Raw genomic sequence first — 20,934 nt, 5'->3', positions numbered from 1 at the left:
TGCGGGGGCTGTATCAAATCGGTTCCGCACTCCGGGAGGACCGCGTCCGATCACAGGGTCAATTGACAATCGTTTCCAGTTTTGTTGAAAATGGGTGTCATGAACATAGGTCGCGCTCTGGTCCCCCTCGCCGCCGCCGGGCTGGTCGCCCTCTCCGCCTGCTCCACCGCGGGCGCGAGCGGCGAGGACGGCAGGCTGAGGGTCACCGCTTCCTTCTACCCGATGCAGTTCCTGGCCGAGCAGATCGGCGGCGGGCACGTCGACGTGACGGAACTGACCAAGCCCGGGACCGAACCGCACGACCTGGAGCTCACCCCCCGGCAGACCGGCGAGCTGGGCGAGTCCGACGTCGTCGTCTACCTCAAGGGCCTGCAGCCCGCCGTCGACGACGCGATAGCCCAGTCCGGCGTGGAGAACACCGTCGACGCCGCCGCGCTGACCCCGCTGGAGGACCACGGCACCGAGGTCGACGGCCACGACCACGGCAGCGGGGACGACCACAGCGGGCACGGGGACGAGGACGCGGGCGCCGACCCGCACATCTGGCTCGACCCGGTCCGCTACGCCGAGGTCGCCGAGGGCGTCGGCAAGGCCCTCGCCAAGGCCGACCCGGCCCACGAGGCGGCCTACGAGAAGAACACCGCGGCGCTGGTGAGGAAGCTCGACGCGCTCGACACCGACTTCCAGGACGGGCTGAAGAACCGTTCCTCGGACACCTTCATCACCACCCACGCCGCCTTCGGCTACCTCGCCGAGCGCTACGGGCTGGTCGAGCAGGCGATCAGCGGCATCGACCCGGAGTCCGAGCCCAGCGCCGCCCGGATGAGGACGCTGCACACCCTCGCCGAGGACAAGGGCGTCAGCACCGTATTCTTCGAGACGCTGGCCAGCGACAGGACCGCCAGGACCCTCGCCGGCGACCTCGGCCTGAAGACCGCGGTGCTCGACCCGATCGAGGGCATCACCGACAAGTCCGCGGGCCGCGACTACTTCGAGGTCCAGCACAGCAACCTCCAGGCCCTGCGCGCGGCGCTCGGCGCGAAGTGAGGCGATGATGACGGAGCCCGGTACGGAGGCTGGAATGGACACGGTCATATCGATGCGGGGTGCGACCGCCACGCTCGGCTCACGGCCGGTACTGCGCGGCGTCGACCTGACCGTGCGGCGCGGCGAGGTCGTCGCGCTGCTCGGCGCCAACGGCTCGGGCAAGTCCACCGCGATCCGCGCCCTGGTCGGCCAGGTGCCGCTCACCTCGGGCGGGCTGGAGCTGTTCGGCACCCCGCTGAACCGCTTCCGCGACTGGGCCCGGATCGGCTACGTGCCGCAGCGCACCACGGCGGCCTCCGGCGTCCCCGCCACCGTCCGCGAGGTCGTCTCCGCCGGGCGGCTGGCCCGTACGAGGCTGGGTCTGCCCCGCAAGGCGGACCGCCGGGCCGTGGAGCACGCCCTGGAGCTGGTCGGGATGGCCGACCGGGCCGCGGACCCGGTCGAGGCGCTCTCCGGCGGCCAGCACCAGCGGGTGCTGATCGCCCGCGCGCTGTCCGTGGAGCCCGAACTGCTGATCATGGACGAGCCGATGGCGGGCGTCGACCTCGCCAGCCAGGAAGTGCTCGCCGGGACGCTGCGCGAACAGGTCTCGCTGGGCACCACCGTCCTGCTGGTGCTGCACGAACTCGGGCCGCTCGAGCCGCTGATCGACCGCGCGGTGGTGCTGCGCGACGGCTGCGTCGTCCACGACGGGCCCCCGCCGAAGGCCCGGGGACAGCACGCGCTGCCCGGCCACGACCATGTCCACCCGCACGCCGGTCATGCGGCCGAGCCGATCCGGACGGGGCTGTTCTGATGGAGCTGTTCTCCTACGCCTTCATGCAGCGGGCGCTGATCGCCGCCGTCCTCGTCGGCATCACCGCCCCCGCGATCGGCATCTACCTCGTCCAGCGCCGCCAGTCCCTCATGGGCGACGGCATCGGCCACGTCGCCCTCACCGGTGTCGGCCTCGGCTTCCTGCTCAGCGCCAACCCGGTGTGGATGGCGACGGCCGTGGCGGTCGCGGGCGCCGTCGTCATGGAACTCATCCGCTGGTACGGCAGGACGCGCGGCGACATCGCCCTCGCCATGCTCTTCTACGGCGGCATGGCGGCCGGCGTGCTGTTCACCTCGCTCGCGCCGAACGGCTCCAACGCCAACCTGCTCACCTATCTGTTCGGCTCCATCACCACCGTCTCCCCGCAGGACATCACCGCGATCTGCCTGCTGGCCGGCTTCGTGGTGCTGGTCACCGTGGGCCTTCGGCGGCAGTTGTTCGCGGTCTCCCAGGACGAGGAGTTCGCCCAGGTGACCGGCCTGCCGGTGCGGCTGCTCAACCTGCTGGTCGCCGTCACCGCGGCGGTCACGGTCACGGTCGCCATGCGGGTCGTCGGGCTGCTGCTGGTCAGCGCGCTGATGGTGATCCCGGTCGCCGCCTCGCAGCAGATCGCCCGGAGCTTCGCCACGGCCTTCGCGCTGTCGGTCGTGATCGGCGTGGTGGTCGCCTTCTCCGGAACGGTGACCTCGTACTACGCCGACGTGCCCTCCGGAGCGACCATCGTGCTGCTGGCCATCGGCGTCTTCGTCACGCTGACGCTGCTGGCGGCGCCGCTGGCGAAAAAACGTGCGCGCCGTGCCGCAGGGGACGGGACACGGTGCACCCTGGAGGTACCCGCGGCGCGTCCCACCGAGGACGACGTCCGGGTATGAGCTCCAGGCCTGGCAGAATGACCGACCGAACCGACCGAGTAGGAGGCCACCGGTGACGACCGCCAAGCCCCCCGTCCGAGGCCGATCGACGCGGCAGCGTGCCGCCGTCGCCGCGGCCCTCGCCGAGGTCGACGAGTTCCGCAGCGCCCAGGAACTGCACGACCTCCTCAAGCACCGGGGTGACTCGGTCGGCCTCACCACGGTCTACCGCACGCTGCAGTCCCTCGCCGACGCCGGCGAGATCGACGTGCTCCGCACCGGGGAGGGCGAGTCCGTCTACCGCCGCTGCAGCAGCGGCCACCACCACCACCTGGTCTGCCGCGTCTGCGGCAAGGCCGTCGAGGTCGAGGGTCCCGCGGTCGAGAAGTGGGCCGACACCATCGCCGAGGAGCACGGCTTCGTCGACGTCGCCCACACGGTGGAGATCTTCGGCACCTGCGCCGACTGCGCCGGCTGCGGCGGCGTCCCCGTGCGGGCCTGATCCCGCGCCGGTCAGCGGTCGAAGCAGAGGTACGAACCGTCGTCGGCCCGGCCGACGCTGTTGTGGGACCAGCAGTGCAGGGCGGGGGCGACGGTGCACATCCGCCACGCGAGGAGCGCGGCCAGGCACAGGGCGGCGCCGCGCGCCGCCCTTGAGCCCCGTACCGCCACCGCGACCCCGCCCGCGGCCAGCAGGGCCGCGAGCGCGCACAGGTAGACCACCAGGGGAGCGGTGTTGTCGCGCAGGCCCGGACCCGACTCCATGTCCATCGTGGCGAGGAAACCGAGCATCACCAGGCAGGCGCCGGCCGCGAAGACCACCGCCGCGGCGCAACCGCGACCGGCGGCCACAGCTCGCGCCGCGCCACCGCGCCGTCCGTTCATGCCCCTCCCCCGTGTCCCGCGGTCGCCAGGTGGGCGACCGCGGGGTGACCACTGACTACTCGGTGTCCGCGCCGCTCTGCGCGCCCGGCGACTGCTCGTTGGGGATCGCCCCGCCGAAGCGGCGGTCGCGGGATGCGTACTCCAGGCACGCACGCCACAGGTCGCGGCGGTCGAAGTCCGGCCAGAGGACGTCCTGGAAGACCATCTCGGCGTAGGCGGACTGCCAGATCAGGAAGTTGGAGGTCCGCTGCTCCCCGGAGGGGCGGACGAACAGGTCCACGTCCGGCATGTCCGGGTGGTACATGTACTTGGCGAGGGTCTTCTCGTTGACCTTGGAGGGGTCGAGGCGACCCGCCTTTATGTCCTCGCCCAGGCGCGCCGCCGCGTCGGCGATCTCCGCGCGGCCGCCGTAGTTGACGCACATGTACAGCGTCATCGCGTCATTGTCGCGGGTCATCTCCTCCGCGACCTGGAGCTCCTTGACGACCGACTTCCACAGCCGGGGCATGCGCCCGGCCCAGCGGATGCGGATGCCCATCTCGTGCATCTCGTCGCGGCGGCGGTGGATGACGTCCCGGTTGAAGTTCATCAGGAAGCGGACCTCGTCGGGGGAGCGCTTCCAGTTCTCGGTCGAGAAGGCGTACAGGGAGAGGTTCTTGACCCCCAGCTCCAGACAGCCCTTGAGGACGTCCAGCACGACGGACTCGCCGATCTTGTGCCCCTCGGTGCGGGGCAGGCCGCGCTCCTTGGCCCAGCGGCCGTTGCCGTCCATCACGATGGCCACGTGCTGGGGCACCAGCTCCCCTGGGATCTTGGGGGGCTGCGCGCCGGACGGATGCGGGTCGGGAGCCCGGTACTCGCGCCGGGGACGGCTCAGAATCCCGCGTACTGCCATGACCTTGCTCTCCACTTCCTGTGCCTCACGACCTGGTGCTGCCGGGCCCGCCGGGTACCGCTACTTCTCGATGAAGCGCAGACTGCGCAAGCCGCGCTCCAGGTGCCACTGCAGATACGCGGCGACCAGTCCGCTGCCCTCCCGGCAGTGGCGCGGTTCGCACGCGTCGGCGGTCTCCCAGTCCCCTCCGAGCAACGCGCCGAGGAGTTCCAGTGACTCCAGTGAGGGTACGACGCTTCCGGCCGGGCGGCACTCGCCGCATACGACTCCTCCCGCGCCGACCGAAAAGAACCGATTCGGGCCGGGCATCCCGCACTTCGCGCAGTCCCCGAAGCTGGGGGCGTAGCCGTTGACCGCCAGCGAGCGCAGCAAAAAGGCGTCGAGCACCAGGCGCGGGTCGTGCTCACCGTCGGCGAGCGTGCGCAGGCCGCCGACCAGCAGCAGGTACTGCTGCACGGCCGGTTCGCCCTCGTGGTCGGTGAAGCGCTCGGCGGTCTCCAGCATCGCCGTGCCCGCGGTGTAGCGGGCGTAGTCGGTGACGATGCGGCTGCCGTAGGGGGCGATCGTCTCGCCCTGGGTGCACAGCGGCAGACCGCGGCCGATCAGCTCTCCCCCGCGTGCGAAGAACTGCACGTCCACGTGGGAGAAGGGCTCCAGCCGCGCCCCGAACTTGGACTTCGTCCGCCGCACGCCGCGGGCCACCGCCCGCACCCGGCCGTGCCGGCGGGTGAGCAAAGTGATGATCCGGTCCGCCTCGCCCAGCTTCTGGGTGCGCAGCACGATGCCGTCGTCGCGGAACAGACTCATGCGCCCATTCTCCCGTACGGAGCGAGCGGTCCGGCCCGGGTCGTACGCTACGGCTCATGTCGATCACAGCGACCGTCGCCGTGCTGCTCATAGCGGCCCTCCACGTCTACATCCTGGTCCTGGAGATGTTCCTGTGGACCACCCCCCGCGCCAGGGGAGCCTTCGGGACCACCGCGGAGTTCGCGCAGGAGAGCAAGGCGCTCGCGGCCAACCAGGGGCTCTACAACGGTTTCCTCGCCGCCGGGCTGGTGTGGGGCGCCGTCGCCCCGGACCCGGTGGGCTTCCAGGCGAAGGTGTTCTTCCTGGTCTGCGTGGCGGTCGCCGGGCTGTACGGCGCCGCGACGGCGAGCCGGCGCATCCTCTTCGTGCAGACCGTGCCGGCGCTCGTCGCCCTGGCACTGGTGCTGACGGCCCGCTGATGGACTCCGTCACCCACCGCATCACGGCGACCGGCCCCGACGGCACCGGGCTGGAGGTGCTGTACGGCTACGCGGACCGGCAGCGGCGGATGCTCGAGTGCCGGCACTGCGGATGGCGCGAGCAGATCACCTGGGGCGGCGCCAGGGACAAGGCGCTGGCCCATCTGTCGCAGGCCCACGGCGCCACCGGGGCGCCGGCGATGGCCGCGGACGGACGGACGCTGGGCACGACGGTGTGGACCGTGCTCGCCTGCTTCGCCGTCGCCGCCGCGATCCTCCTCTGGGCGGTCAGCCGCTGAGCCCCGCCGTTCCGCCGGGGGCGACCAGCCCCGACTCGTAGGCCGCGATCACCAGCTGGGCGCGGTCGCGGGCGCCGAGCTTGCCCATGATCCGGCTGACGTGCGTCTTGGCGGTGAGCGGGCTCAGGCCCAGCGCCTCGGCGATCTCGGTGTTGTTCAGGCCCCGTGCGACGAGGGTGAGCACCTGCCGCTCCCGTTCGGACAGCGCGGCCAGGCGTTCCGGTGCGGGGCCGCCCTGCGGCGGCCCCTCGGGCAGGCGCAGCACCCGGGCGATCAGCCGTGCCGTCGGCCCGGGCGAGAGCAGCGCCTCGCCCGCGGCGACCGTGCGGATGGCGTCGAGCAGGTCGGCGGGGCGGGTGTCCTTGACGAGGAAGCCGCTGGCCCCGGCGCGCAGCGCGGGCAGGACGTGGTCGTCGGTGTCGTACGTGGTCAGCACCAGCACCCGGACGCCGGCCAGGTCCTCGTCGGCGGCGATGAGCCGGGTGGCCTCGATGCCGTCGAGGTCCGGCATGCGGATGTCCATGATCACCACGTCTGCGCGGCCGGCGCGGGCCGCCGCCACGGCCTCCCGGCCGGTGGCCGCGTGCCCGACGACCCGCATGTCGGGGGCGGAGTCGACGAGCATCGCGAAGGCCTCGCGGACCAGGTTCTGGTCGTCGGCGAGCAGGACGCGGATCATGCCGGGCCCCCCGCGAACGGCAGAACGGCGGCCACCTGGAAACCGCCCTCGGGCCGGGGCCCGGCGGTCAGCGTGCCGCCGACGCTGCGGGCGCGCTCGCGCATGCCGATGAGGCCGTAGCCGGCGGCGGGCACGGTCTCCGCCGGGCCGGCGTCCGCAGGGAGCCTCGGGGGTGCCACGGCGCGCCAGGGCCGCCATCGGGCGTCGGGGCGGTCCGGTTCGTGCTCGGCCTCCGTCCCCGGGCAGGGGCCGTCGTCGGTGACGGCGATCCGCAGGGCGGTGCCACGGTCCGGGTCGGTGCCGAGTTCCACCCCGACCCGGACCGAGGTGCCCCCGGCGTGCCGCACGGCGTTGGTGAGGGCCTCCTGCACGATCCGGTAGGCGGCCGCCCCGATCGCCGGGGGCACCCCGTCCGCGCCGGCCGCCACGGCCAGTTCCACCCGGGCGCCGGCGGCCTCGGCGGAGCGGGCCAGGTCGGCCACGGCCGCCAGGCCCGGCAGCGGGCCGCGCTCGTCGTCGCCGCGCAGCACCTGGAGGGTGGCGCGCAGTTCGGCGCGGGCGTCGCGGCAGGTGCCGGCGATGCCGTCGAGGGCGCCGGCGACGGCCGTGCGGTCCAGCCGGTCGGGGTCGGCGAGCAGGACGTGCGCGGCGACCGAGGTCTGCACGCCGATGAGGGTGATGCTGTGGGCGAGCAGGTCGTGCAGGTCGCGGGCGATCCGCAGCCGCTCCTCGGCGACGCGCCGGGCCGCCTCCTCCTCGCGGGTGCGTTCGGCACGTTCGGCGCGCCCGACGATGGCGGCCACGTACTTGCGGTGGATGCGGACCGCCTCGCCGGTCAGTGCCACCGCCACCACCCAGCCGCCGCTGCGCAGCATGTCGGTCGCCGCGTGCCGGTCGGGTGTCGCCGACATCACCCCGACCATGATCGCGACGACCGCCGCCACGGTGAGGTACGTCCGCGGCGGCGGCCCGGCGACCGCCAGCGAGTAGATCGCCACCATGCTCGCCGGGACCACGGCCAGGTGGAGGTTGTCCATGGCGTGGTAAGGGGCGACGGCCGCGACCATGACGAGCATCACGGTCATCGGCCACCGCCGCCGGACGGCCAGCACCAGCGCGGTGACCACCAGCAGCGCCCAGCCCGCCGCGTCCGGGCGGTGCCCCTGCCCGGACGGCAGGAGGGCGCCCATGGTGCTCTGGAGCGCGAGCACGCCCACGGCGAGGGCGGCGTCCTTGTGCGCGCGGACGGCGGGCGGGAGGGGCGGCGGCTTCGGCACGGCTCCATCTTCCGTTACGGGGTCGGCGGCGTGACAGACCGGTTCACGGGCCGGCTCACGGGCTCGTACGCGGCCGGCTCAGCCGGCCCGGCCACCAGAGCCGCTCGCGCAGCGCCACGCTCGCGGAGGTCACCAGGTAGGTCCGGACGAGGAAGGTGTCCAGCAGGACGCCCACGGCGATGACGAAGCCCATCTCGACCAGCGACACCAGCGGCATGTTGACCAGGACCGAGAACGTGGCCGCCAGCACCAGCCCGGCCGAGGCGATCACCCCGCCCGTGGTGCGCAGCGCGGTGACGGCCGCGGCGGCCGGCGCGGCCCCCGCCAGCGACTCCTCGCGCATCCGGTGCATGAGGAAGATGCCGTAGTCGACCCCGAGCGCCACGAGGAAGACGAACGACAGCAGCGGCAGCCCCGGGTCCGTGCCCTCGAAGCCGAACAGCGGCCCGAAGACCAGCCCGCCGATGCCCAGCGCGGCGCCCCACACCGCGATCACGGCCACCACGAGCAGCAGCGGCGCGACCAGGCTGCGCAGCAGCACGACGAGGATCAGCAGCACGGCCGCCAGGACGAGCGGCACGACGACCCGGCGGTCGCGGGAACTGGTGCCGGCCAGGTCGGCCTGCTGGGCACCGGGCCCGCCGACGTGGGCGCCGTAGGGGCCGTCCAGCTCCGCGCGCAGGGCGTGGATGGTCGCGGTCTCGCCGGGCGACTCGGGCGGCGCCTGCGCGGTCACCGACACCTCCGTCCAGCCGCCGCCGCTGCGCCCGCGTTCGGCGGACGCGACCCCTTCGGTGCCCCGGACCGCGGCCAGCACCTCGCCGGCCCGGCCGGTGGGCGCCATGACGGTGATCGGCTGGGCGGAGCGGCCGGGGTCGGCCTCGGCGAGGATGCGCATCGCGGCGACCGACTCCGGGGCGCTGGTGAAGGCGTCGTCGTTCTTCAGGCTGCCGGGCAGGGCCAGGGTCCCGAGCGCCAGCACCCCGAGCAGCACCGCGCCACCCGCGAGCACGGCCAGCGGACGGCGTGCGGCCGAGCCGCCCATCGCCGCGAACAGGCCGCGCGGACGCGGCACTTCGCTGCCGTACGCCGGGACCAGCGGCCAGAAGACCCGGCGGCCCAGCAGCACCAGCAGCGCGGGCAGCAGGGTCGTCATCGCCAGGAGCGCGCACAGCACCCCGACCGCGGCGATCGGGCCCATGCCCCGGCTGCTGTTGAGGTCGGCGGCGAGCAGGCACAGCAGCCCCGCCGCGACGGTCCCGGAGGAGGCCAGGATCGCGGGGCCGCAGCCGCGCAGCGCGGCGCGCATGGCGTCGTACGGGCGCGGTACGCGCCGGAGTTCCTCGCGGTAGCGGGAGACGAGCAGCAGCGCGTAGTCGGTGCCGGCGCCGAAGACCAGGATGGTCATCACACCCTGGCTCTGGCCGGTGACGGTGATGCCGAAGGCCTGGTGGAGTCCGTAGACCCCGGCCATCGCAGCAGCGTCGGCCACGCCCGCGACAAGCAGGGGCAGCAGCCACAGCAGCGGGCTGCGGTAGATGAGGATCAGCAGGACGGCGACGACGGCGACGGTGGTCCACAGCAACGGCCCGTCGAGGGAGGAGTACACCTCCTTCATGTCGGTGTTGAGCGCGCCGGGGCCGCCCACGTGGGCGGTCAGCCCGTCGCCGCCCTCGGCCCGGTCGCGGACGTCGGTGACGAAGGCGTTCCTGGCCGCGTCGTCCTGGCCCGGCCCGGTGCTCGCCACGGGGTACATCAGTGTGTCGCCGTGCGACATGACGGCGTGCGGCGTACCGCCGGTGAGCCGGTGCGCCCGCGCGATGCCGGCGATCTGGGCGGCGGCCTTGTCGCGGTCGGCGGCGGTCAGCCCGCCGTCGCGGTGGTAGACGACCACGAGTTCGGTGGCCTCGCCGCCGGGCAGGGCGTCCTGGAGCCGGGCGACCTGCGTGGAGTCGGCGCTCACCGGGAGATAGTCCACCGCCCGGTTCTGCTGCGCGTCGGCGAGCTTGCCGGCCAGCGGGCCGGCCAGCGACAGCACGGCGATCCACAGCGCGAGCACCGCCCAGGGGAGCGCGCGGGCGCCCCGGCTCCTCCCCCGTCCTCGCGTCGGCGGCGGCGCGGCGGCCGGTGTGGTCTCAGTGGTCGGGGCCCCCATGATGGGCCTCCCTCCGGGCCGGTGGTCTGGTCGCTTCCAGACTTCCGGCCGCGGAGCGCCCTTTCGTCGGGCCCGAGGGCGAAACGCGCGTTACTTCCCGGGGTGCGGGACGGGGCCCGTTACTCCCCGGGGAGTACGCCCGGCGGTGGCGGGGGCGGGGGTTGAGGGACGTCGGGGAGCGGCCGTCAGGACGGCGTGCGGGCCGCGGCCTCCAGGATGCGTTCGGTGTCCGCGCCGACGAGGCCGAGGCAGCGGCCGACGGCACCGAGGACCTCCCGCTCGGCGGGCAGGTAGGGGCCGTCGGCGAGGGCGATGAGGGCGCCCTGCAGCAGGACGTGCTCGCGGCCCTGGGGGGCCAGGTGCCGGGAGAGGGGCTCCAGGGCCTCGTGGAGCTCGATGGACAGCCAGCTGCCGCAGCCGTCGAGGGCGTCCGCGAGCCCGTCGGCGTCCAGCGCGTCGGAGGCGCCGGGGAAGCGGCCCTCGTCGGCGACGATCGCGGCGAGCAGGCCGAGCAGTTGGTCCTCGGTGCAGTCGGTGAACCCGGCCGAGCGGACCGCGCCGACGGCGGCCTCGCGGGCGCCGCGCCCCATCGCGCCGCCGGCGGTGAGCACGGCGAGGGCGACGGTGTGGACGGCGTCGCGGAGCATGGCGGAGAAGACGGTGGTGGTGGGCTGCTCCAGGACCCCCGGGCCGCGGTGCGTGCGGCACACCACACACTCCACGACCGTGCCGGCCGAGCCGCGCGGCAGGAGGGGCAGACCCAGCAGGGTCAGCCGCCGGGTGCCGGTGCGCCGCCGGTAGCCGCGGTCGCCGCCGCAGCCGGCGCAGAAGAACTCCCCGTCACCTTCGGTGTGCCAGACCGTCCGCACGCCCAAGATGCACAAGCCCTTGATCTGGAGCACTTCGCACCCTCCGGCCGCCATCCCGATTACACCGGTTCGTCCCATTACGCGCCGTACGCGTGGGCAACGCTCCGGCAACGGCGCCGTAATGACGTGATGTTAGCCACATGAGCAACGCGCAGTCAGTACCACGAGAGGGCCGAATACAAGAATCGGCCACGGCGCCCGGGCGGGCGCCGTGGCCGGTTCACCGTCCGCGGTGACTAACGGGCCGCGCGGTTGACGGCGGAGACGACCGCCTTCAGCGAGGCGCGGGTGGTGTTGGCGTCGATGCCGATGCCCCACAGGACCTGGCCGTCGATGGCGCACTCGATGTACGAGGCGGCCTGGGCGCTGGCGCCCTCGCTCATGGTGTGCTCGGTGTAGTCCAGCAGGCGGGCGTCGACCCCGACCGAGGCCAGCGCGTCGAAGAACGCGGAGATCGGGCCGTTGCCGGTGCCCGTCAGGGCCGTCTCCGCGCCGTCCACGACCGCCTCGACGGTCAGGGTGTCGGTGCCGTCGCTGCTGGTCGAGGTCTGCGCCTTGCGCAGGACGATGCGGCCCCAGGTGTTCTCCGGGGTGGGCAGGTACTCGTCCTCGAAGATCGCCCAGATCTCCTTCGGGGTGACCTCGCCGCCCTCGGCGTCGGTCTTCGCCTGGATGATCTTCGAGAACTCGATCTGCATGCGGCGCGGCAGGTCCAGCTTGTGGTCGTTCTTCAGGACGTACGCGACGCCGCCCTTGCCGGACTGCGAGTTCACGCGGATGACGGCCTCGTAGGAGCGGCCGACGTCCTTGGGGTCGATCGGCAGGTACGGGACCGCCCACTCCAGATCGTCGACGGTCACACCCGGGCCCTGGGCGGCCGCGTCGGCCTCCATGGCGTCGAAGCCCTTCTTGATGGCGTCCTGGTGGGAGCCGGAGAAGGACGTGTAGACCAGGTCGCCCACGTACGGGTGGCGCGGGTGGACCTCCATCTGGTTGCAGTACTCGGCGGTGCGGCGGACCTCGTCGATCTGGGAGAAGTCGATCATCGGGTCCACGCCCTGGCTGAACAGGTTCATGCCCAGGGTGACCAGATCGACGTTGCCGGTGCGCTCGCCCTGGCCGAACAGGCAGCCCTCGATGCGGTCGGCGCCGGCCATCAGCGCCAGCTCCGCGGCGGCCACGGCCGTACCGCGGTCGTTGTGCGGGTGGACCGACAGGCACACGTACTCGCGGCGCGACAGGTTCCGCGACATCCACTCGAAGCGGTCCGCGTGGGTGGAGGGCGTGGAGCGCTCGACGGTCGCCGGCAGGTTCAGGATGATCTCGCGGCCCTCCTCGGGCTGCCAGACGTCCATGACCGACTCGCAGACCTCCAGCGCGAAGTCCAGCTCGGTGTCGGTGAAGATCTCCGGGCTGTACTGGTAGCCGAAGACGGTCTCGTCGCCCAGGATCTTGTCCGCGTACTCCATGACCAGCCGCGTGCCGTCCACGGCGATCTGCCGGATCTGCTCCTTGGAGCCGCGGAAGACCACCCGGCGGAAGGTCGGGGCGGTCGCGTTGTAGAGGTGCACGGTCGCGCGCGCCGCGCCGCGCAGGGACTCCACGGTCCGCTCGATCAGTTCCTCGCGGGCCTGGGTCAGTACGGAGATGGTGACGTCGTCGGGGATCGCGCCCTCTTCGATGATGGAGCGCACGAAGGCGAAGTCGGTCTCGCCCGAGGCCGGGAAGCCGACCTCGATCTCCTTGTAGCCCATCTTCACCAGCAGGTCGAACATCGCGCGCTTGCGGGCCGGTGACATCGGGTCGATCAGCGCCTGGTTGCCGTCCCGCAGGTCGGTCGACAGCCAGCGGGGGGCCTTGGTGATCCGCCGGTCCGGCCAGGTGCGGTCCGGGATCTCCACGGCCTCGTACGGCTTGTACTTGTGGACCGGCATCGCGGTCGGGCGCTGGCGCACCGTCGCGGCGGTGATGGGCGTGGGGCGGCCGACGGCGTTCGGGGTGGACATCTGCGGGGGTGCTCCTCGGTTGCGGCTGTGGAGGCGGCCGACCGGCGCTGGTGCAACGCCAAACCCCGCGGGGAGGGAGTCGACCTGGACTACAGGCCCTCGCCGCGGCAGCTAAGAAGAAGCAGCCCGAAACGCATGATGCTGTCGACCATAACCGAGCCCCCGGGGACCCTGCAGCCGCTGCGGCGTTCTTCTCAGTATGCAAGACCGCCCGCGATGACATGAAAAACGCACATCTTCCCCCTTTTCCGTGGATCATGGTGACACCTAGTGACAGACAGTGAGCACCGTGCCACATTGCCCTGCATGGAGCAGACACCCGTTTTCTGCACGATCGTGCCGCCGCACGTCCTCGACAAGGTCGCCCGCAACGAGGACCGCGCACTCGCCGAGCCCGCCCGCCGCACCCTGGAACGCGACGCCGCGGAGCGCACCCGCCGCCGGCTGACCACCGTCATCGGCGCCCTCCCGGTGATCGGGGCGGAGCCGTCGGACCGGCCGCGCCGCACGATCAGCGACGCCGAGCACCGCACGGACCTGCCGGGACGGGCCGTCCGCGGGGAGGGCGACCCCGCCCTCGCCGACGCCACCGTCAACCGGGCCTACGACGGGCTGGGGGCGACCTTCGAGCTCTACCTGACGGCGTACGGCCGCCACTCCATCGACGACGCCGGGCTGCCGCTGGACGCCACCGTCCACTACGACCGCGACTACAACAACGCCTTCTGGAACGGCGAGCAGATGGTCTTCGGGGACGGCGACGGGGAGATCTTCCTCGACTTCACGCTCCCCCTCGACGTCATCGGCCACGAACTCACCCACGGCGTCACCCAGTACACCGCCAACCTCGACTACTTCGGCCAGTCCGGCGCCCTCAACGAGTCGATGTCCGACGTCTTCGGCTCCCTCATCAAGCAGTACGCGCTCGGCCAGACCGCCGACGAGGCCGACTGGCTGATCGGCGCCGGACTGCTCGCCCCGCGCGTCACGGGTGTGGCGCTGCGCTCCATGAAGGCCCCCGGCACGGCCTACGACGACGACGTCCTCGGCAAGGACCCGCAGCCCGGCCACATGGACGCCTACGTCCGCACCTCGCGGGACAACGGCGGCGTGCACATCAACTCCGGCATCCCCAACCGGGCGTTCCACCTGCTCGCCACCGCGCTGGGCGGCAACGCCTGGGAGCGGGCCGGGCTTGTCTGGTACGACGTGCTGACCGGTGGCGCGCTGTCGCCGAGGGCGACGTTCGCCGAGTTCGCCCAGGCGACGGTCGCCGCGGCCGCCGGGCGCTTCGGCGAGGGCGAGGAGCACGCCGCGGTGGTGAAGGCGTGGTCGGAGGTCGGCATCGCGACCGCCCTCGGCGGCACCGACGTACCGCGCCAGTCGCCCGCCCCGGAGGGTGCGCGACCGCCCGCCCAGGGGTAGACGTCCGCCATGCGCATACAGGTGATCCGCTCAGGCGGCTTCGCGGGGATCGAGCGCCGGGCCGTCCTGGACACCGCCGGCCGGCCCGACGCCTTCCGTCTGCACACCCTCGCCCGCGACGTCCTCGCCGCGGACCCGGGCGGGCCCCCGCAGGGCGTACCGGACGGCTTCCGGTACGAGATCGCGGTCGACGGCCACACGGTGCACTGCGCCGACCCGTGGCTGACGGAGGAACAGCGCGAACTGGTCCGGCTGGTGCTGAAGGAGGGCGCCTGACATCCTCGCCGCCGTGCCGCCGTGCCGCGGTGCCGTCCGGTTCCGACGGCGCCGCCGGCCCGGGGGCCCGGCCTCCGGCCCGGAGGGTCAGAAGCCGAGCTTGCGCAGCTGCTTGGGGTCGCGCTGCCAGTCCTTGGCGACCTTCACGTGCAGGTCGAGGAAGACCGGCGTCCCGAGCAGCGCCTCGATGTGGCGGCGGGACTTGGTGCCGACCTCCTTCAGCCGGGAGCCCTTGGGGCCGATGATGATGCCCTTCTGGCTGGGGCGCTCGATGTAGATGTTGGCGTGCACGTCCAGCAGCGGCTTCTCCGCGGGGCGGCCCTCGCGCGGCAGCATCTCCTCCACCACGACGGCGATGGAGTGCGGCAGCTCGTCCCGCACGCCCTCGAGTGCGGCCTCACGGATGAGCTCGGCGACCATGACCTGCTCGGGCTCGTCGGTGAGGTCGCCCTCCGGGTAGAGCGCGGGGCCCTCCGGCAGCAGCGGGACGATGAGGTCGGCGAGGAGGGAGACCTGCTTGTCGCCGACCGCGGAGACCGGGATGATCTCGGCCCACTCGATACCCAGCTCGGCGCCGAGCTGGGCGACGGCCACCAGCTGCTCGGCGAGCCGCTTGGAGTCCACCAGGTCGGTCTTGGTGACGATGGCCACCTTGGGGGTCTTGCGGACCTCGCCCAGCTCCTTGGCGATGTAGCGGTCGCCGGGGCCGAGCTTCTGGTCGGCGGGCAGGCAGAAGCCGATCACGTCGACCTCGGCCCAGGTGGTGCGGACGACGTCGTTGAGCCGCTCGCCGAGCAGGGTGCGCGGCTTGTGCAGACCGGGTGTGTCGACGAGGACGAGCTGGGCCTCGGGGCGGTGCACGATGCCCCGCACGGTGTGCCGGGTGGTCTGTGGCCGGTTGGAGGTGATGGCCACCTTCGTGCCGACCAGAGCGTTGGTCAGCGTGGACTTGCCCGCGTTGGGGCGGCCCACGAAGCAGGCGAAGCCGGCTCGGTGGGCGGGGGCGGGGGTCGTCTCGGTGCGAACGCTCATGGCGACCATTGTCCCTGATCCACCGGGCCCGGCCGACGCCCGCTGCCGGCGGCCGGAGCCGCCGGTGCCCGGCGGGGGGCGGCCCGTTGCGGGCGCGGGTGGCGGTCGGCGGTGCGTCCTCCCCGCTGACCTGTGCGTTCCGGGCGGGCCTGGGCGCTCGGGGTGCGTTTCCCGGGCCGTCGTCCAGCGTTCCGCCGGGGGCACGGAACCGTCCAGGAGCCACTGCTACGACCGATGGCTATGGATGTCCACCTGCGTGACCTCCGCTACTTCACCGAAGTAGCGGACGAGCTGCACTTCACCCGTGCCGCCGAGCGGCTGCGCATCTCCCAGCCCGCGCTCTCCAAGCAGATCCGGGCCCTCGAACGGCAGCTCGGCTTCAGCCTCTTCGACCGCGGGCCGCGCAGCGTCGCGCTCACCGCGCAGGGCGAGGCACTGCTGCCCGCAGCTCGCGCCCTGATCGGCGACTGGGAGCACGCCCTGCGCGCGGCCCGCGCGACGGGGCCCGCCCCGGGCTGACCGCCGGCAGGCCGGCCCCCGCCGGCGGGCCGGGACAAAGAGGGACCTCGCGGACTCAGCCGGCGGTGACCGTCGCCCTGACGGCGCCGTCGGGCCCGGCCAGCAGCACGGGGGTGTCGGCGCCGCCCAGGTCGCGCACGGCCGCGCGGTCCGCGTCCGGCACCGCCTCCGCCTCGGACACCACGGCCGCCGCCTCCAGTGACGTGGCTCCGCTCGCCACGGCCATGGCCACCGCGGTCTGCAGCGCGCTGAGCGACAGCGACTCCAGGGCGACGGTGCCCGCCACATAGGTGCGGCCCGTCTCGTCGCGGACCGCCGCGCCCTCGGGAACCCCGTTGCGGGCCCGGGTGGAGCGGGCCAGGGTGATGATCTTGCGGTCTTCCGCGGGCAGCTCGTCGCTCATGGCGGTCAGCGTAGCCGTCCCGGTGGTTCCCCCTGGAGGACAGGGCCTGCCCATGATCCCCGCACGAGGACGGGCGCGGCACTACCCGCCGTGCATCGCCCCGTCCGGCTCCGGACCCGCGCCGTCCTCGTCCACGACGGCCGCGACCGGCTCGACGAGGACCGCGCCGATCCGGTTGCGGCGGCCCGACGGGGCCTCCGCGGTGAGCCGCAGCGCGGCCGGCGCGTTCGGGGCCGAGGCGGTCTCGGGGAGCGTGACGACGGCGGAGGCGCCGGGGATCGGCACCCGGCCCAGGGTCTTGGCGAGCAGGCCGCCGACGGTCTCGACGTCCTCGTCGTCCAGGTCCACTCCGTAGAGCTCGCCCAGGTCGCCGAGGTCGAGGCGGGAGGTGACGCGGTAGCGGCCCCCGCCGAGCTCCACGACCGGCGGCAGCTCGCGGTCGTACTCGTCGGTGATCTCGCCGACGATCTCCTCCAGGATGTCCTCGATGGTGACGATGCCGGCCGTGCCGCCGTACTCGTCGATGACGACGGCGACGTGGTTGCGCTCGCGCTGCATCTCGCGCAGCAGGTCGCCGGCGTTCTTGGTGTCGGGGACGAAGTAGGCCGGGCGCATCAGCGAGGAGACGGGGTCGGTCTCGGCGTCCCGGTTGATGTGCACCCGGCGGGCGAGGTCCTTGAGGTAGACGATGCCGACGATGTCGTCCTCGCTCTCGCCCGTGACCGGGATGCGCGAGAAACCGCTGCGCAGGGCGAGGGTCATGGCCTGGCGGATCGTCTTGAAACGCTCGATGGCGACGAGCTCGGTGCGCGGCACCATCACCTCGCGGACCAGGGTGTCGCCGAGCTCGAAGACGGAGTGCACCATGCGGCGCTCCTCGTCCTCGATGAGGGACTCGCTCTCGGCGAGGTCCACCAGCGCGCGCAGCTCCGCCTCGGAGGCGAACGGGCCCTGGCGGAAGCCCTTGCCGGGGGTGAGGGCGTTGCCGAGGAGGATCAGCAGCGCCGGGACCGGGCCCATGACCCGGGCCAGCGGCAGCAGCACGTACGCCGCCGCGGTGGCGGTGTTCAGCGGGTGCTGGCGGCCGATGGTGCGGGGCGAGACGCCCACCGCGACGTACGAGACCACGATCATGACGGCGACCGCCACCAGGACCGCCTGCCAGGTCCGTTCGAAGTGCCGGACGCACACGACGGTCACCAGCACCGCCGCCGCCATCTCGCAGGCCACCCGGACCAGCAGCGCGACGTTGAGGTAGCGGGTCGGGTCCGAGGAGACCGCCAGCAGCTTGTCCGCGCCGCGCCGGCCGGCACGCACCGCGGCCTCCGCCCGGAAGCGGGAGGTGCGGGCGATACCGGCCTCGGCGCAGGCGGCCAGCCAGGCGACGACGACCAGCAGGACGGCGAAGACCACCATCGCGATCAGTGGGTGGTCGTCGGGGCCGGCGACGGCCCCTGGATGCCGCGCTCGGCGCGCCAGCCGTCGAGGATGGCCTTCTGCAGGCCGAACATCTCGGCCTTCTCGTCGGCCTCCTCGTGGTCGTAACCGAGCAGGTGCAGGACCCCGTGGACGGTCAGCAGCTGCAGCTCCTCGTCCATGGAGTGCTTGGTCACGGCCGCGTCGCCCTGCTTCTTGGCCACCTCGGGGCAGAGCACGATGTCCCCGAGCAGGCCCTGCGGGGGCTCCTCGTCGTCCTTCCCGGGACGCAGTTCGTCCATCGGGAAGGACATGACGTCGGTCGGGCCCGGTTCGTCCATCCACTGGATGTGCAGCTGCTCCATGGCATCGGCGTCGATCGCGATGACCGAGAGCTCGGACAGCGGGTGGATGCGCATGTGCTGCAGGGCGTAGCGGCTGATGTCGAGCACCGCCGCCTCGTCGAAGTCCCAGCCGGATTCGTTGTTGACGTCGATCGCCATAGTGCTTCGGTGGCTACTTTCGGTTGCCGTTGAGGTCGTCGTAGCGCTCGTAGGCGTCCACGATGCGCCCGACCAGCTTATGGCGTACGACATCCGTGCTCGTCAGACGCGAGAAGTGCACGTCCTCGAGGCCTTCGAGGATGTCCACGACCTGGCGCAGCCCGCTCTTCGTGCCACCGGGGAGGTCGACCTGCGTGACGTCTCCCGTGATGACGATCTTGGAGTCGAAGCCGAGGCGGGTGAGGAACATCTTCATCTGCTCGGCGCTGGTGTTCTGCGCCTCGTCGAGGATGATGAACGCGTCGTTGAGCGTGCGTCCGCGCATGTAGGCCAGAGGAGCGACCTCGATCGTGCCGCTCGCCATGAGGCGGGGGATCGAGTCGGGGTCGATCATGTCGTGCAGCGCGTCGTACAGCGGGCGCAGGTACGGGTCGATCTTCTCGTAGAGCGTGCCCGGCAGGAAGCCGAGCCGCTCGCCCGCCTCGACGGCGGGGCGGGTCAGGATGATCCGGTTGACCTGCTTGGACTGCAGGGCCTGGACGGCCTTGGCCATGGCCAGGTAGGTCTTGCCGGTGCCGGCCGGCCCGATGCCGAACACGATCGTGTGCTTGTCGATCGCGTCGACGTAGCGCTTCTGGTTGAGGGTCTTGGGGCGGATCGTCCGGCCCCTGCTGGACAGGATGTTCTGGGTGAGCACCTGGGAGGGGGTCTCCTCCAGGCCGTCGGTTCCGCTGTCCTGGCGGAGCATGGCGATCGACCGCTCCACTGCGTCCTCCGTCATCGGCTGGCCTGTGCGCAGTACCAGCATCATCTCGTCGAAGAGGCGCTGGACCAGTGCGACGTCCGCAGGTGCACCGCTCGCGCTGATCTCATTGCCTCGCACATGGATGTCGACCGTCGGGAACGCCTGCTCTATGACGCGCAACAGCGAGTCGCCCGACCCCAGGACGGTCACCATGGGGTGCTTGGCCGGTACGACGAAGTGGGCGCTCGCCTGCCGTTGCTGCGTTGTCCGTGTCTGAGTCATGGGCCAGGCTCGACGGCCTGCTCAACCCGCCTTCTGCTGTTCGGCATGCCACTGGGCTTGGGGTTCAAGGGTACGTCGGTGTGGCTGGGGTTCCGAGAGGTTTTACGCTCCGTCACGCGCCGGGTAGAACAGCGGAATGGAGATCCGAACCGGTGGACCCGGGGACCTGCCCGCCACGCTCGCCCTGCTGGACGAGGCCATCGCGTGGCTGACCGCACGCGGCCACACCGGTCAGTGGGGCACCCGCCCCTGGTCCTCCCGGCCCCCGGCGGTGGAGCGCGTGACCCGGTACGCGCGGGAGTACCTGCTGCGCGTCGCCGAGACCGGCGGCCGGGTGGTGGGCGTCTGCGTGCTGGCCGAGGAGAGGCCCGACTACGCCCCGCCCGTGGACGAGCGCGAGCTCTACCTGCGACTGCTGGTCACCGACCGGTCCCTCTCCGGCAGCGGCATCGGCGCGGCCCTGGTGGAGGACGCCGTCGCCGAGACCCGGCGGCGCGGCATCCGGCTGCTGCGGGTCGACTGCTACGCGGGCGGCGAGGGCCGGCTGGTACGGCGCTACGAGGCCCTGGGCTTCACCCGCGCCCAGCCCTTCGCCGTCAGCCGGGCCGAGGGCGACCCCTGGCCGGGGCAGATCCTGGAACGCCGGGTGTGACGGCGCATGCGAAACGCATGCATGCATGCGTTTCGCATGCTAACGTGACGACATGGCGAACATCCAGATCAAGGACGTCCCCGACGACGTGCACCGCACCCTCAAGCACCGCGCGGTCGAGGCGCACCAGTCCCTGAACGAGTACCTGCGCCAGAGGCTGATCGAACAGGCGCGAACGCCGACGGTCGACGACATACTGGCCAGCGCCCGGAAGTCGGCGACAGCCGACTACACCGTGGAGGACCTGCTGGGTCACCTCGACGAGGGGCGCCGCGGGTGATCGTCGTCGACGCGTCCGCACTCGTCCTGGCCCTCACCCACGGCGGGCCACTGGGCGATCTCGCGCGCAAACGCCTGTCCGGCGAGATCCTTCACGCACCGGCCGTCATCGAGTTCGAAGCGGCTCATGCGATCCGTGGCCTGTCGCTCGGGGGAAAGCTGGAGCAAGCGGCGGCGGAGACGGCGATCACCCTGCTGTCCGCCCTGCCGATCCAGCGCATGCCGGGATACGCCCTGCTCGATCGCGTCTGGGAGCTACGCGCCAACCTCTCCGCGTACGACGCTTCGTACGTCGCGCTCGCCGAACACCTGGGGTGCGCCCTGGTCACGGGGGACGCCCGGATCGAGCGCGCCAAGGCGGCCCGCTGCCCCGTCGACGTGATCGCCTGACGCGGG

Annotated in this window: 24 protein-coding genes and 1 pseudogene; 12 read left to right on the top strand and 13 right to left on the bottom strand. The window is 72.5% G+C overall.

Annotated features, from left to right (window positions below; translation table 11 throughout):
• Nucleotides 1–99: 99 nt before the first annotated feature.
• From OIE69_RS26580 to OIE69_RS26565, 4 genes are read left to right on the top strand one after another with little or no spacing between them, the layout of a single operon-like run.
• On the top strand, nt 100–1,047 hold the full coding sequence (locus OIE69_RS26580) for a metal ABC transporter substrate-binding protein (RefSeq protein WP_326576222.1): 948 nt from the start codon (nt 100–102) through the stop codon (nt 1,045–1,047).
• 34 nt (nt 1,048–1,081) lie between these two features.
• Complete coding sequence (locus OIE69_RS26575; RefSeq protein WP_326576221.1) at nt 1,082–1,843, top strand: metal ABC transporter ATP-binding protein; 762 nt, start codon at nt 1,082–1,084, stop codon at nt 1,841–1,843.
• The gene (locus OIE69_RS26570) at nt 1,843–2,736 is read left to right on the top strand and encodes a metal ABC transporter permease (protein WP_089221511.1); all 894 of its coding nucleotides are present in this window, start codon (nt 1,843–1,845) and stop codon (nt 2,734–2,736) included. Before OIE69_RS26575 ends, OIE69_RS26570 begins: the two co-directional genes overlap by 1 nt.
• 52 nt (nt 2,737–2,788) lie before the next feature.
• The gene (locus tag OIE69_RS26565) at nt 2,789–3,217 is read left to right on the top strand and encodes a Fur family transcriptional regulator (RefSeq protein ID WP_018556658.1); all 429 of its coding nucleotides are present in this window, start codon (nt 2,789–2,791) and stop codon (nt 3,215–3,217) included.
• Nucleotides 3,218–3,228: 11 nt separating this feature from the next.
• On the opposite strand, the gene OIE69_RS26560 is transcribed toward OIE69_RS26565, so the two are convergent.
• Genes OIE69_RS26560 through recO form a run of 3 tightly spaced genes read right to left on the bottom strand, consistent with a single transcriptional unit; the run spans nt 3,229 to nt 5,302 of the window.
• Entirely contained in the window at nt 3,229–3,600 is a 372-nt protein-coding gene (locus OIE69_RS26560) for a hypothetical protein (RefSeq protein ID WP_326576220.1), read from the bottom strand.
• A 55-nt stretch (nt 3,601–3,655) separates the two neighbouring features.
• Nucleotides 3,656–4,495, bottom strand: coding sequence for an isoprenyl transferase (locus tag OIE69_RS26555; protein ID WP_326576219.1), 840 nt, complete (start codon nt 4,493–4,495; stop codon nt 3,656–3,658).
• A 60-nt stretch (nt 4,496–4,555) separates the two neighbouring features.
• The gene (gene recO / locus OIE69_RS26550) at nt 4,556–5,302 is read right to left on the bottom strand and encodes a DNA repair protein RecO (protein WP_326576218.1); all 747 of its coding nucleotides are present in this window, start codon (nt 5,300–5,302) and stop codon (nt 4,556–4,558) included.
• 56 nt (nt 5,303–5,358) lie between these two features.
• On the opposite strand from recO, the gene OIE69_RS26545 reads away from it, so the two are divergent.
• Together OIE69_RS26545 and OIE69_RS26540 are read left to right on the top strand one after the other, a co-directional pair.
• Nucleotides 5,359–5,721, top strand: a complete 363-nt coding sequence (locus tag OIE69_RS26545; protein ID WP_326576217.1) for a DUF1304 domain-containing protein — start codon at nt 5,359–5,361, stop codon at nt 5,719–5,721.
• Nucleotides 5,721–6,020, top strand: a complete 300-nt coding sequence (locus OIE69_RS26540; protein ID WP_326576216.1) for a hypothetical protein — start codon at nt 5,721–5,723, stop codon at nt 6,018–6,020. The genes OIE69_RS26545 and OIE69_RS26540 overlap by 1 nt, the downstream gene beginning before the upstream one ends.
• On the opposite strand, the gene OIE69_RS26535 is transcribed toward OIE69_RS26540, so the two are convergent.
• The 5 genes from OIE69_RS26535 to leuA all read right to left on the bottom strand — a co-directional run bounded on the left by OIE69_RS26535 (nt 6,010) and on the right by leuA (nt 13,006).
• Entirely contained in the window at nt 6,010–6,699 is a 690-nt protein-coding gene (locus tag OIE69_RS26535; RefSeq protein WP_326576215.1) for a response regulator transcription factor, read from the bottom strand. The genes OIE69_RS26540 and OIE69_RS26535 overlap by 11 nt on opposite strands.
• Nucleotides 6,696–7,976, bottom strand: coding sequence for a sensor histidine kinase (locus OIE69_RS26530; protein ID WP_392567573.1), 1,281 nt, complete (start codon nt 7,974–7,976; stop codon nt 6,696–6,698). Before OIE69_RS26530 ends, OIE69_RS26535 begins: the two co-directional genes overlap by 4 nt.
• A 55-nt stretch (nt 7,977–8,031) precedes the next feature.
• A complete protein-coding gene (locus tag OIE69_RS26525) occupies nt 8,032–10,131 on the bottom strand; it encodes an MMPL family transporter (RefSeq protein ID WP_326576214.1) in 2,100 nt (699 codons plus the stop codon).
• 185 nt (nt 10,132–10,316) lie between these two features.
• Nucleotides 10,317–11,054, bottom strand: coding sequence for a TerB family tellurite resistance protein (locus OIE69_RS26520; protein ID WP_326576213.1), 738 nt, complete (start codon nt 11,052–11,054; stop codon nt 10,317–10,319).
• Nucleotides 11,055–11,236: 182 nt separating this feature from the next.
• Nucleotides 11,237–13,006 (bottom strand): 2-isopropylmalate synthase, encoded by a 1,770-nt coding sequence (leuA, locus tag OIE69_RS26515; RefSeq protein ID WP_326576212.1) that lies wholly within the window; start codon nt 13,004–13,006, stop codon nt 11,237–11,239.
• Between the two features lie 306 nt (nt 13,007–13,312).
• Here leuA and OIE69_RS26510 point away from each other — a divergent pair, with 306 nt between their 5' ends.
• Nucleotides 13,313–14,431 carry a M4 family metallopeptidase gene (locus OIE69_RS26510; protein ID WP_326576211.1) on the top strand — a complete coding sequence of 373 codons (1,119 nt, stop codon included), beginning with the start codon at nt 13,313–13,315 and terminating at the stop codon, nt 14,429–14,431.
• 9 nt (nt 14,432–14,440) lie between these two features.
• Nucleotides 14,441–14,707: a protealysin inhibitor emfourin gene (locus OIE69_RS26505; RefSeq protein WP_326576210.1), complete on the top strand. Its 267-nt coding sequence runs from the start codon at nt 14,441–14,443 to the stop codon at nt 14,705–14,707.
• An 87-nt stretch (nt 14,708–14,794) separates the two neighbouring features.
• Here the strand turns inward: OIE69_RS26505 and era are convergent, their stop codons facing one another.
• Nucleotides 14,795–15,748 carry a GTPase Era gene (gene era, locus OIE69_RS26500; protein WP_018556645.1) on the bottom strand — a complete coding sequence of 318 codons (954 nt, stop codon included), beginning with the start codon at nt 15,746–15,748 and terminating at the stop codon, nt 14,795–14,797.
• 231 nt (nt 15,749–15,979) lie between these two features.
• On the opposite strand from era, the pseudogene OIE69_RS26495 reads away from it, so the two are divergent.
• Nucleotides 15,980–16,237: pseudogene (locus OIE69_RS26495) on the top strand (LysR family transcriptional regulator); the annotation flags it as partial.
• Between the two features lie 76 nt (nt 16,238–16,313).
• Here OIE69_RS26495 and OIE69_RS26490 read toward each other — a convergent pair.
• From OIE69_RS26490 to OIE69_RS26475, 4 genes are all read right to left on the bottom strand, one after another.
• Nucleotides 16,314–16,661 (bottom strand): cytidine deaminase, encoded by a 348-nt coding sequence (locus tag OIE69_RS26490; RefSeq protein ID WP_326576209.1) that lies wholly within the window; start codon nt 16,659–16,661, stop codon nt 16,314–16,316.
• A gap of 81 nt (nt 16,662–16,742) precedes the next feature.
• Nucleotides 16,743–18,077 carry a hemolysin family protein gene (locus OIE69_RS26485; protein ID WP_089221497.1) on the bottom strand — a complete coding sequence of 445 codons (1,335 nt, stop codon included), beginning with the start codon at nt 18,075–18,077 and terminating at the stop codon, nt 16,743–16,745.
• A 5-nt stretch (nt 18,078–18,082) separates the two neighbouring features.
• The gene (ybeY, locus tag OIE69_RS26480) at nt 18,083–18,580 is read right to left on the bottom strand and encodes an rRNA maturation RNase YbeY (RefSeq protein WP_326576208.1); all 498 of its coding nucleotides are present in this window, start codon (nt 18,578–18,580) and stop codon (nt 18,083–18,085) included.
• Between the two features lie 13 nt (nt 18,581–18,593).
• Nucleotides 18,594–19,607, bottom strand: a complete 1,014-nt coding sequence (locus OIE69_RS26475) for a PhoH family protein (protein ID WP_326576207.1) — start codon at nt 19,605–19,607, stop codon at nt 18,594–18,596.
• A 136-nt stretch (nt 19,608–19,743) separates the two neighbouring features.
• Between OIE69_RS26475 and OIE69_RS26470 the strand changes: the two genes are divergently transcribed.
• Genes OIE69_RS26470 through OIE69_RS26460 form a run of 3 tightly spaced genes read left to right on the top strand, consistent with a single transcriptional unit; the run spans nt 19,744 to nt 20,928 of the window.
• Complete coding sequence (locus OIE69_RS26470) at nt 19,744–20,259, top strand: GNAT family N-acetyltransferase (protein ID WP_326576206.1); 516 nt, start codon at nt 19,744–19,746, stop codon at nt 20,257–20,259.
• Between the two features lie 52 nt (nt 20,260–20,311).
• The gene (locus OIE69_RS26465; RefSeq protein WP_326576205.1) at nt 20,312–20,539 is read left to right on the top strand and encodes a FitA-like ribbon-helix-helix domain-containing protein; all 228 of its coding nucleotides are present in this window, start codon (nt 20,312–20,314) and stop codon (nt 20,537–20,539) included.
• Nucleotides 20,536–20,928: a type II toxin-antitoxin system VapC family toxin gene (locus OIE69_RS26460; protein ID WP_326576204.1), complete on the top strand. Its 393-nt coding sequence runs from the start codon at nt 20,536–20,538 to the stop codon at nt 20,926–20,928. The genes OIE69_RS26465 and OIE69_RS26460 overlap by 4 nt, the downstream gene beginning before the upstream one ends.
• Nucleotides 20,929–20,934 lie beyond the last annotated feature (6 nt).

The organism is Actinacidiphila glaucinigra, assembly GCF_035918135.1.
Taxonomy (GTDB): domain Bacteria; phylum Actinomycetota; class Actinomycetes; order Streptomycetales; family Streptomycetaceae; genus Actinacidiphila; species Actinacidiphila glaucinigra.
Note: the sequence above shows the minus strand (reverse complement) of the source record. Positions and strands in the feature narration are given on the sequence as shown.

Excerpts from the sequence above, each read along its gene's own strand:
- OIE69_RS26510 (WP_326576211.1), top strand. The coding sequence starts at position 13,313 with ATGGAGCAGACACCCGTTTTCTGCACGATCGTGCCGCCGCACGTCCTC.
- OIE69_RS26475 (WP_326576207.1), bottom strand. The coding sequence starts at position 19,607 with ATGACTCAGACACGGACAACGCAGCAACGGCAGGCGAGCGCCCACTTC.
- leuA (WP_326576212.1), bottom strand. The coding sequence starts at position 13,006 with ATGTCCACCCCGAACGCCGTCGGCCGCCCCACGCCCATCACCGCCGCG.
- OIE69_RS26560 (WP_326576220.1), bottom strand. The coding sequence starts at position 3,600 with ATGAACGGACGGCGCGGTGGCGCGGCGCGAGCTGTGGCCGCCGGTCGC.
- recO (WP_326576218.1), bottom strand. The coding sequence starts at position 5,302 with ATGAGTCTGTTCCGCGACGACGGCATCGTGCTGCGCACCCAGAAGCTG.
- OIE69_RS26520 (WP_326576213.1), bottom strand. The coding sequence starts at position 11,054 with ATGGCGGCCGGAGGGTGCGAAGTGCTCCAGATCAAGGGCTTGTGCATC.
- OIE69_RS26580 (WP_326576222.1), top strand. The coding sequence starts at position 100 with ATGAACATAGGTCGCGCTCTGGTCCCCCTCGCCGCCGCCGGGCTGGTC.
- OIE69_RS26545 (WP_326576217.1), top strand. The coding sequence starts at position 5,359 with ATGTCGATCACAGCGACCGTCGCCGTGCTGCTCATAGCGGCCCTCCAC.
- OIE69_RS26555 (WP_326576219.1), bottom strand. The coding sequence starts at position 4,495 with ATGGCAGTACGCGGGATTCTGAGCCGTCCCCGGCGCGAGTACCGGGCT.
- OIE69_RS26540 (WP_326576216.1), top strand. The coding sequence starts at position 5,721 with ATGGACTCCGTCACCCACCGCATCACGGCGACCGGCCCCGACGGCACC.
- ybeY (WP_326576208.1), bottom strand. The coding sequence starts at position 18,580 with ATGGCGATCGACGTCAACAACGAATCCGGCTGGGACTTCGACGAGGCG.
- OIE69_RS26575 (WP_326576221.1), top strand. The coding sequence starts at position 1,082 with ATGGACACGGTCATATCGATGCGGGGTGCGACCGCCACGCTCGGCTCA.
- OIE69_RS26570 (WP_089221511.1), top strand. The coding sequence starts at position 1,843 with ATGGAGCTGTTCTCCTACGCCTTCATGCAGCGGGCGCTGATCGCCGCC.
- OIE69_RS26465 (WP_326576205.1), top strand. The coding sequence starts at position 20,312 with ATGGCGAACATCCAGATCAAGGACGTCCCCGACGACGTGCACCGCACC.
- OIE69_RS26485 (WP_089221497.1), bottom strand. The coding sequence starts at position 18,077 with ATGGTGGTCTTCGCCGTCCTGCTGGTCGTCGTCGCCTGGCTGGCCGCC.
- OIE69_RS26535 (WP_326576215.1), bottom strand. The coding sequence starts at position 6,699 with ATGATCCGCGTCCTGCTCGCCGACGACCAGAACCTGGTCCGCGAGGCC.
- OIE69_RS26470 (WP_326576206.1), top strand. The coding sequence starts at position 19,744 with ATGGAGATCCGAACCGGTGGACCCGGGGACCTGCCCGCCACGCTCGCC.
- OIE69_RS26505 (WP_326576210.1), top strand. The coding sequence starts at position 14,441 with ATGCGCATACAGGTGATCCGCTCAGGCGGCTTCGCGGGGATCGAGCGC.
- OIE69_RS26490 (WP_326576209.1), bottom strand. The coding sequence starts at position 16,661 with ATGAGCGACGAGCTGCCCGCGGAAGACCGCAAGATCATCACCCTGGCC.
- era (WP_018556645.1), bottom strand. The coding sequence starts at position 15,748 with ATGGTCGCCATGAGCGTTCGCACCGAGACGACCCCCGCCCCCGCCCAC.
- OIE69_RS26525 (WP_326576214.1), bottom strand. The coding sequence starts at position 10,131 with ATGGGGGCCCCGACCACTGAGACCACACCGGCCGCCGCGCCGCCGCCG.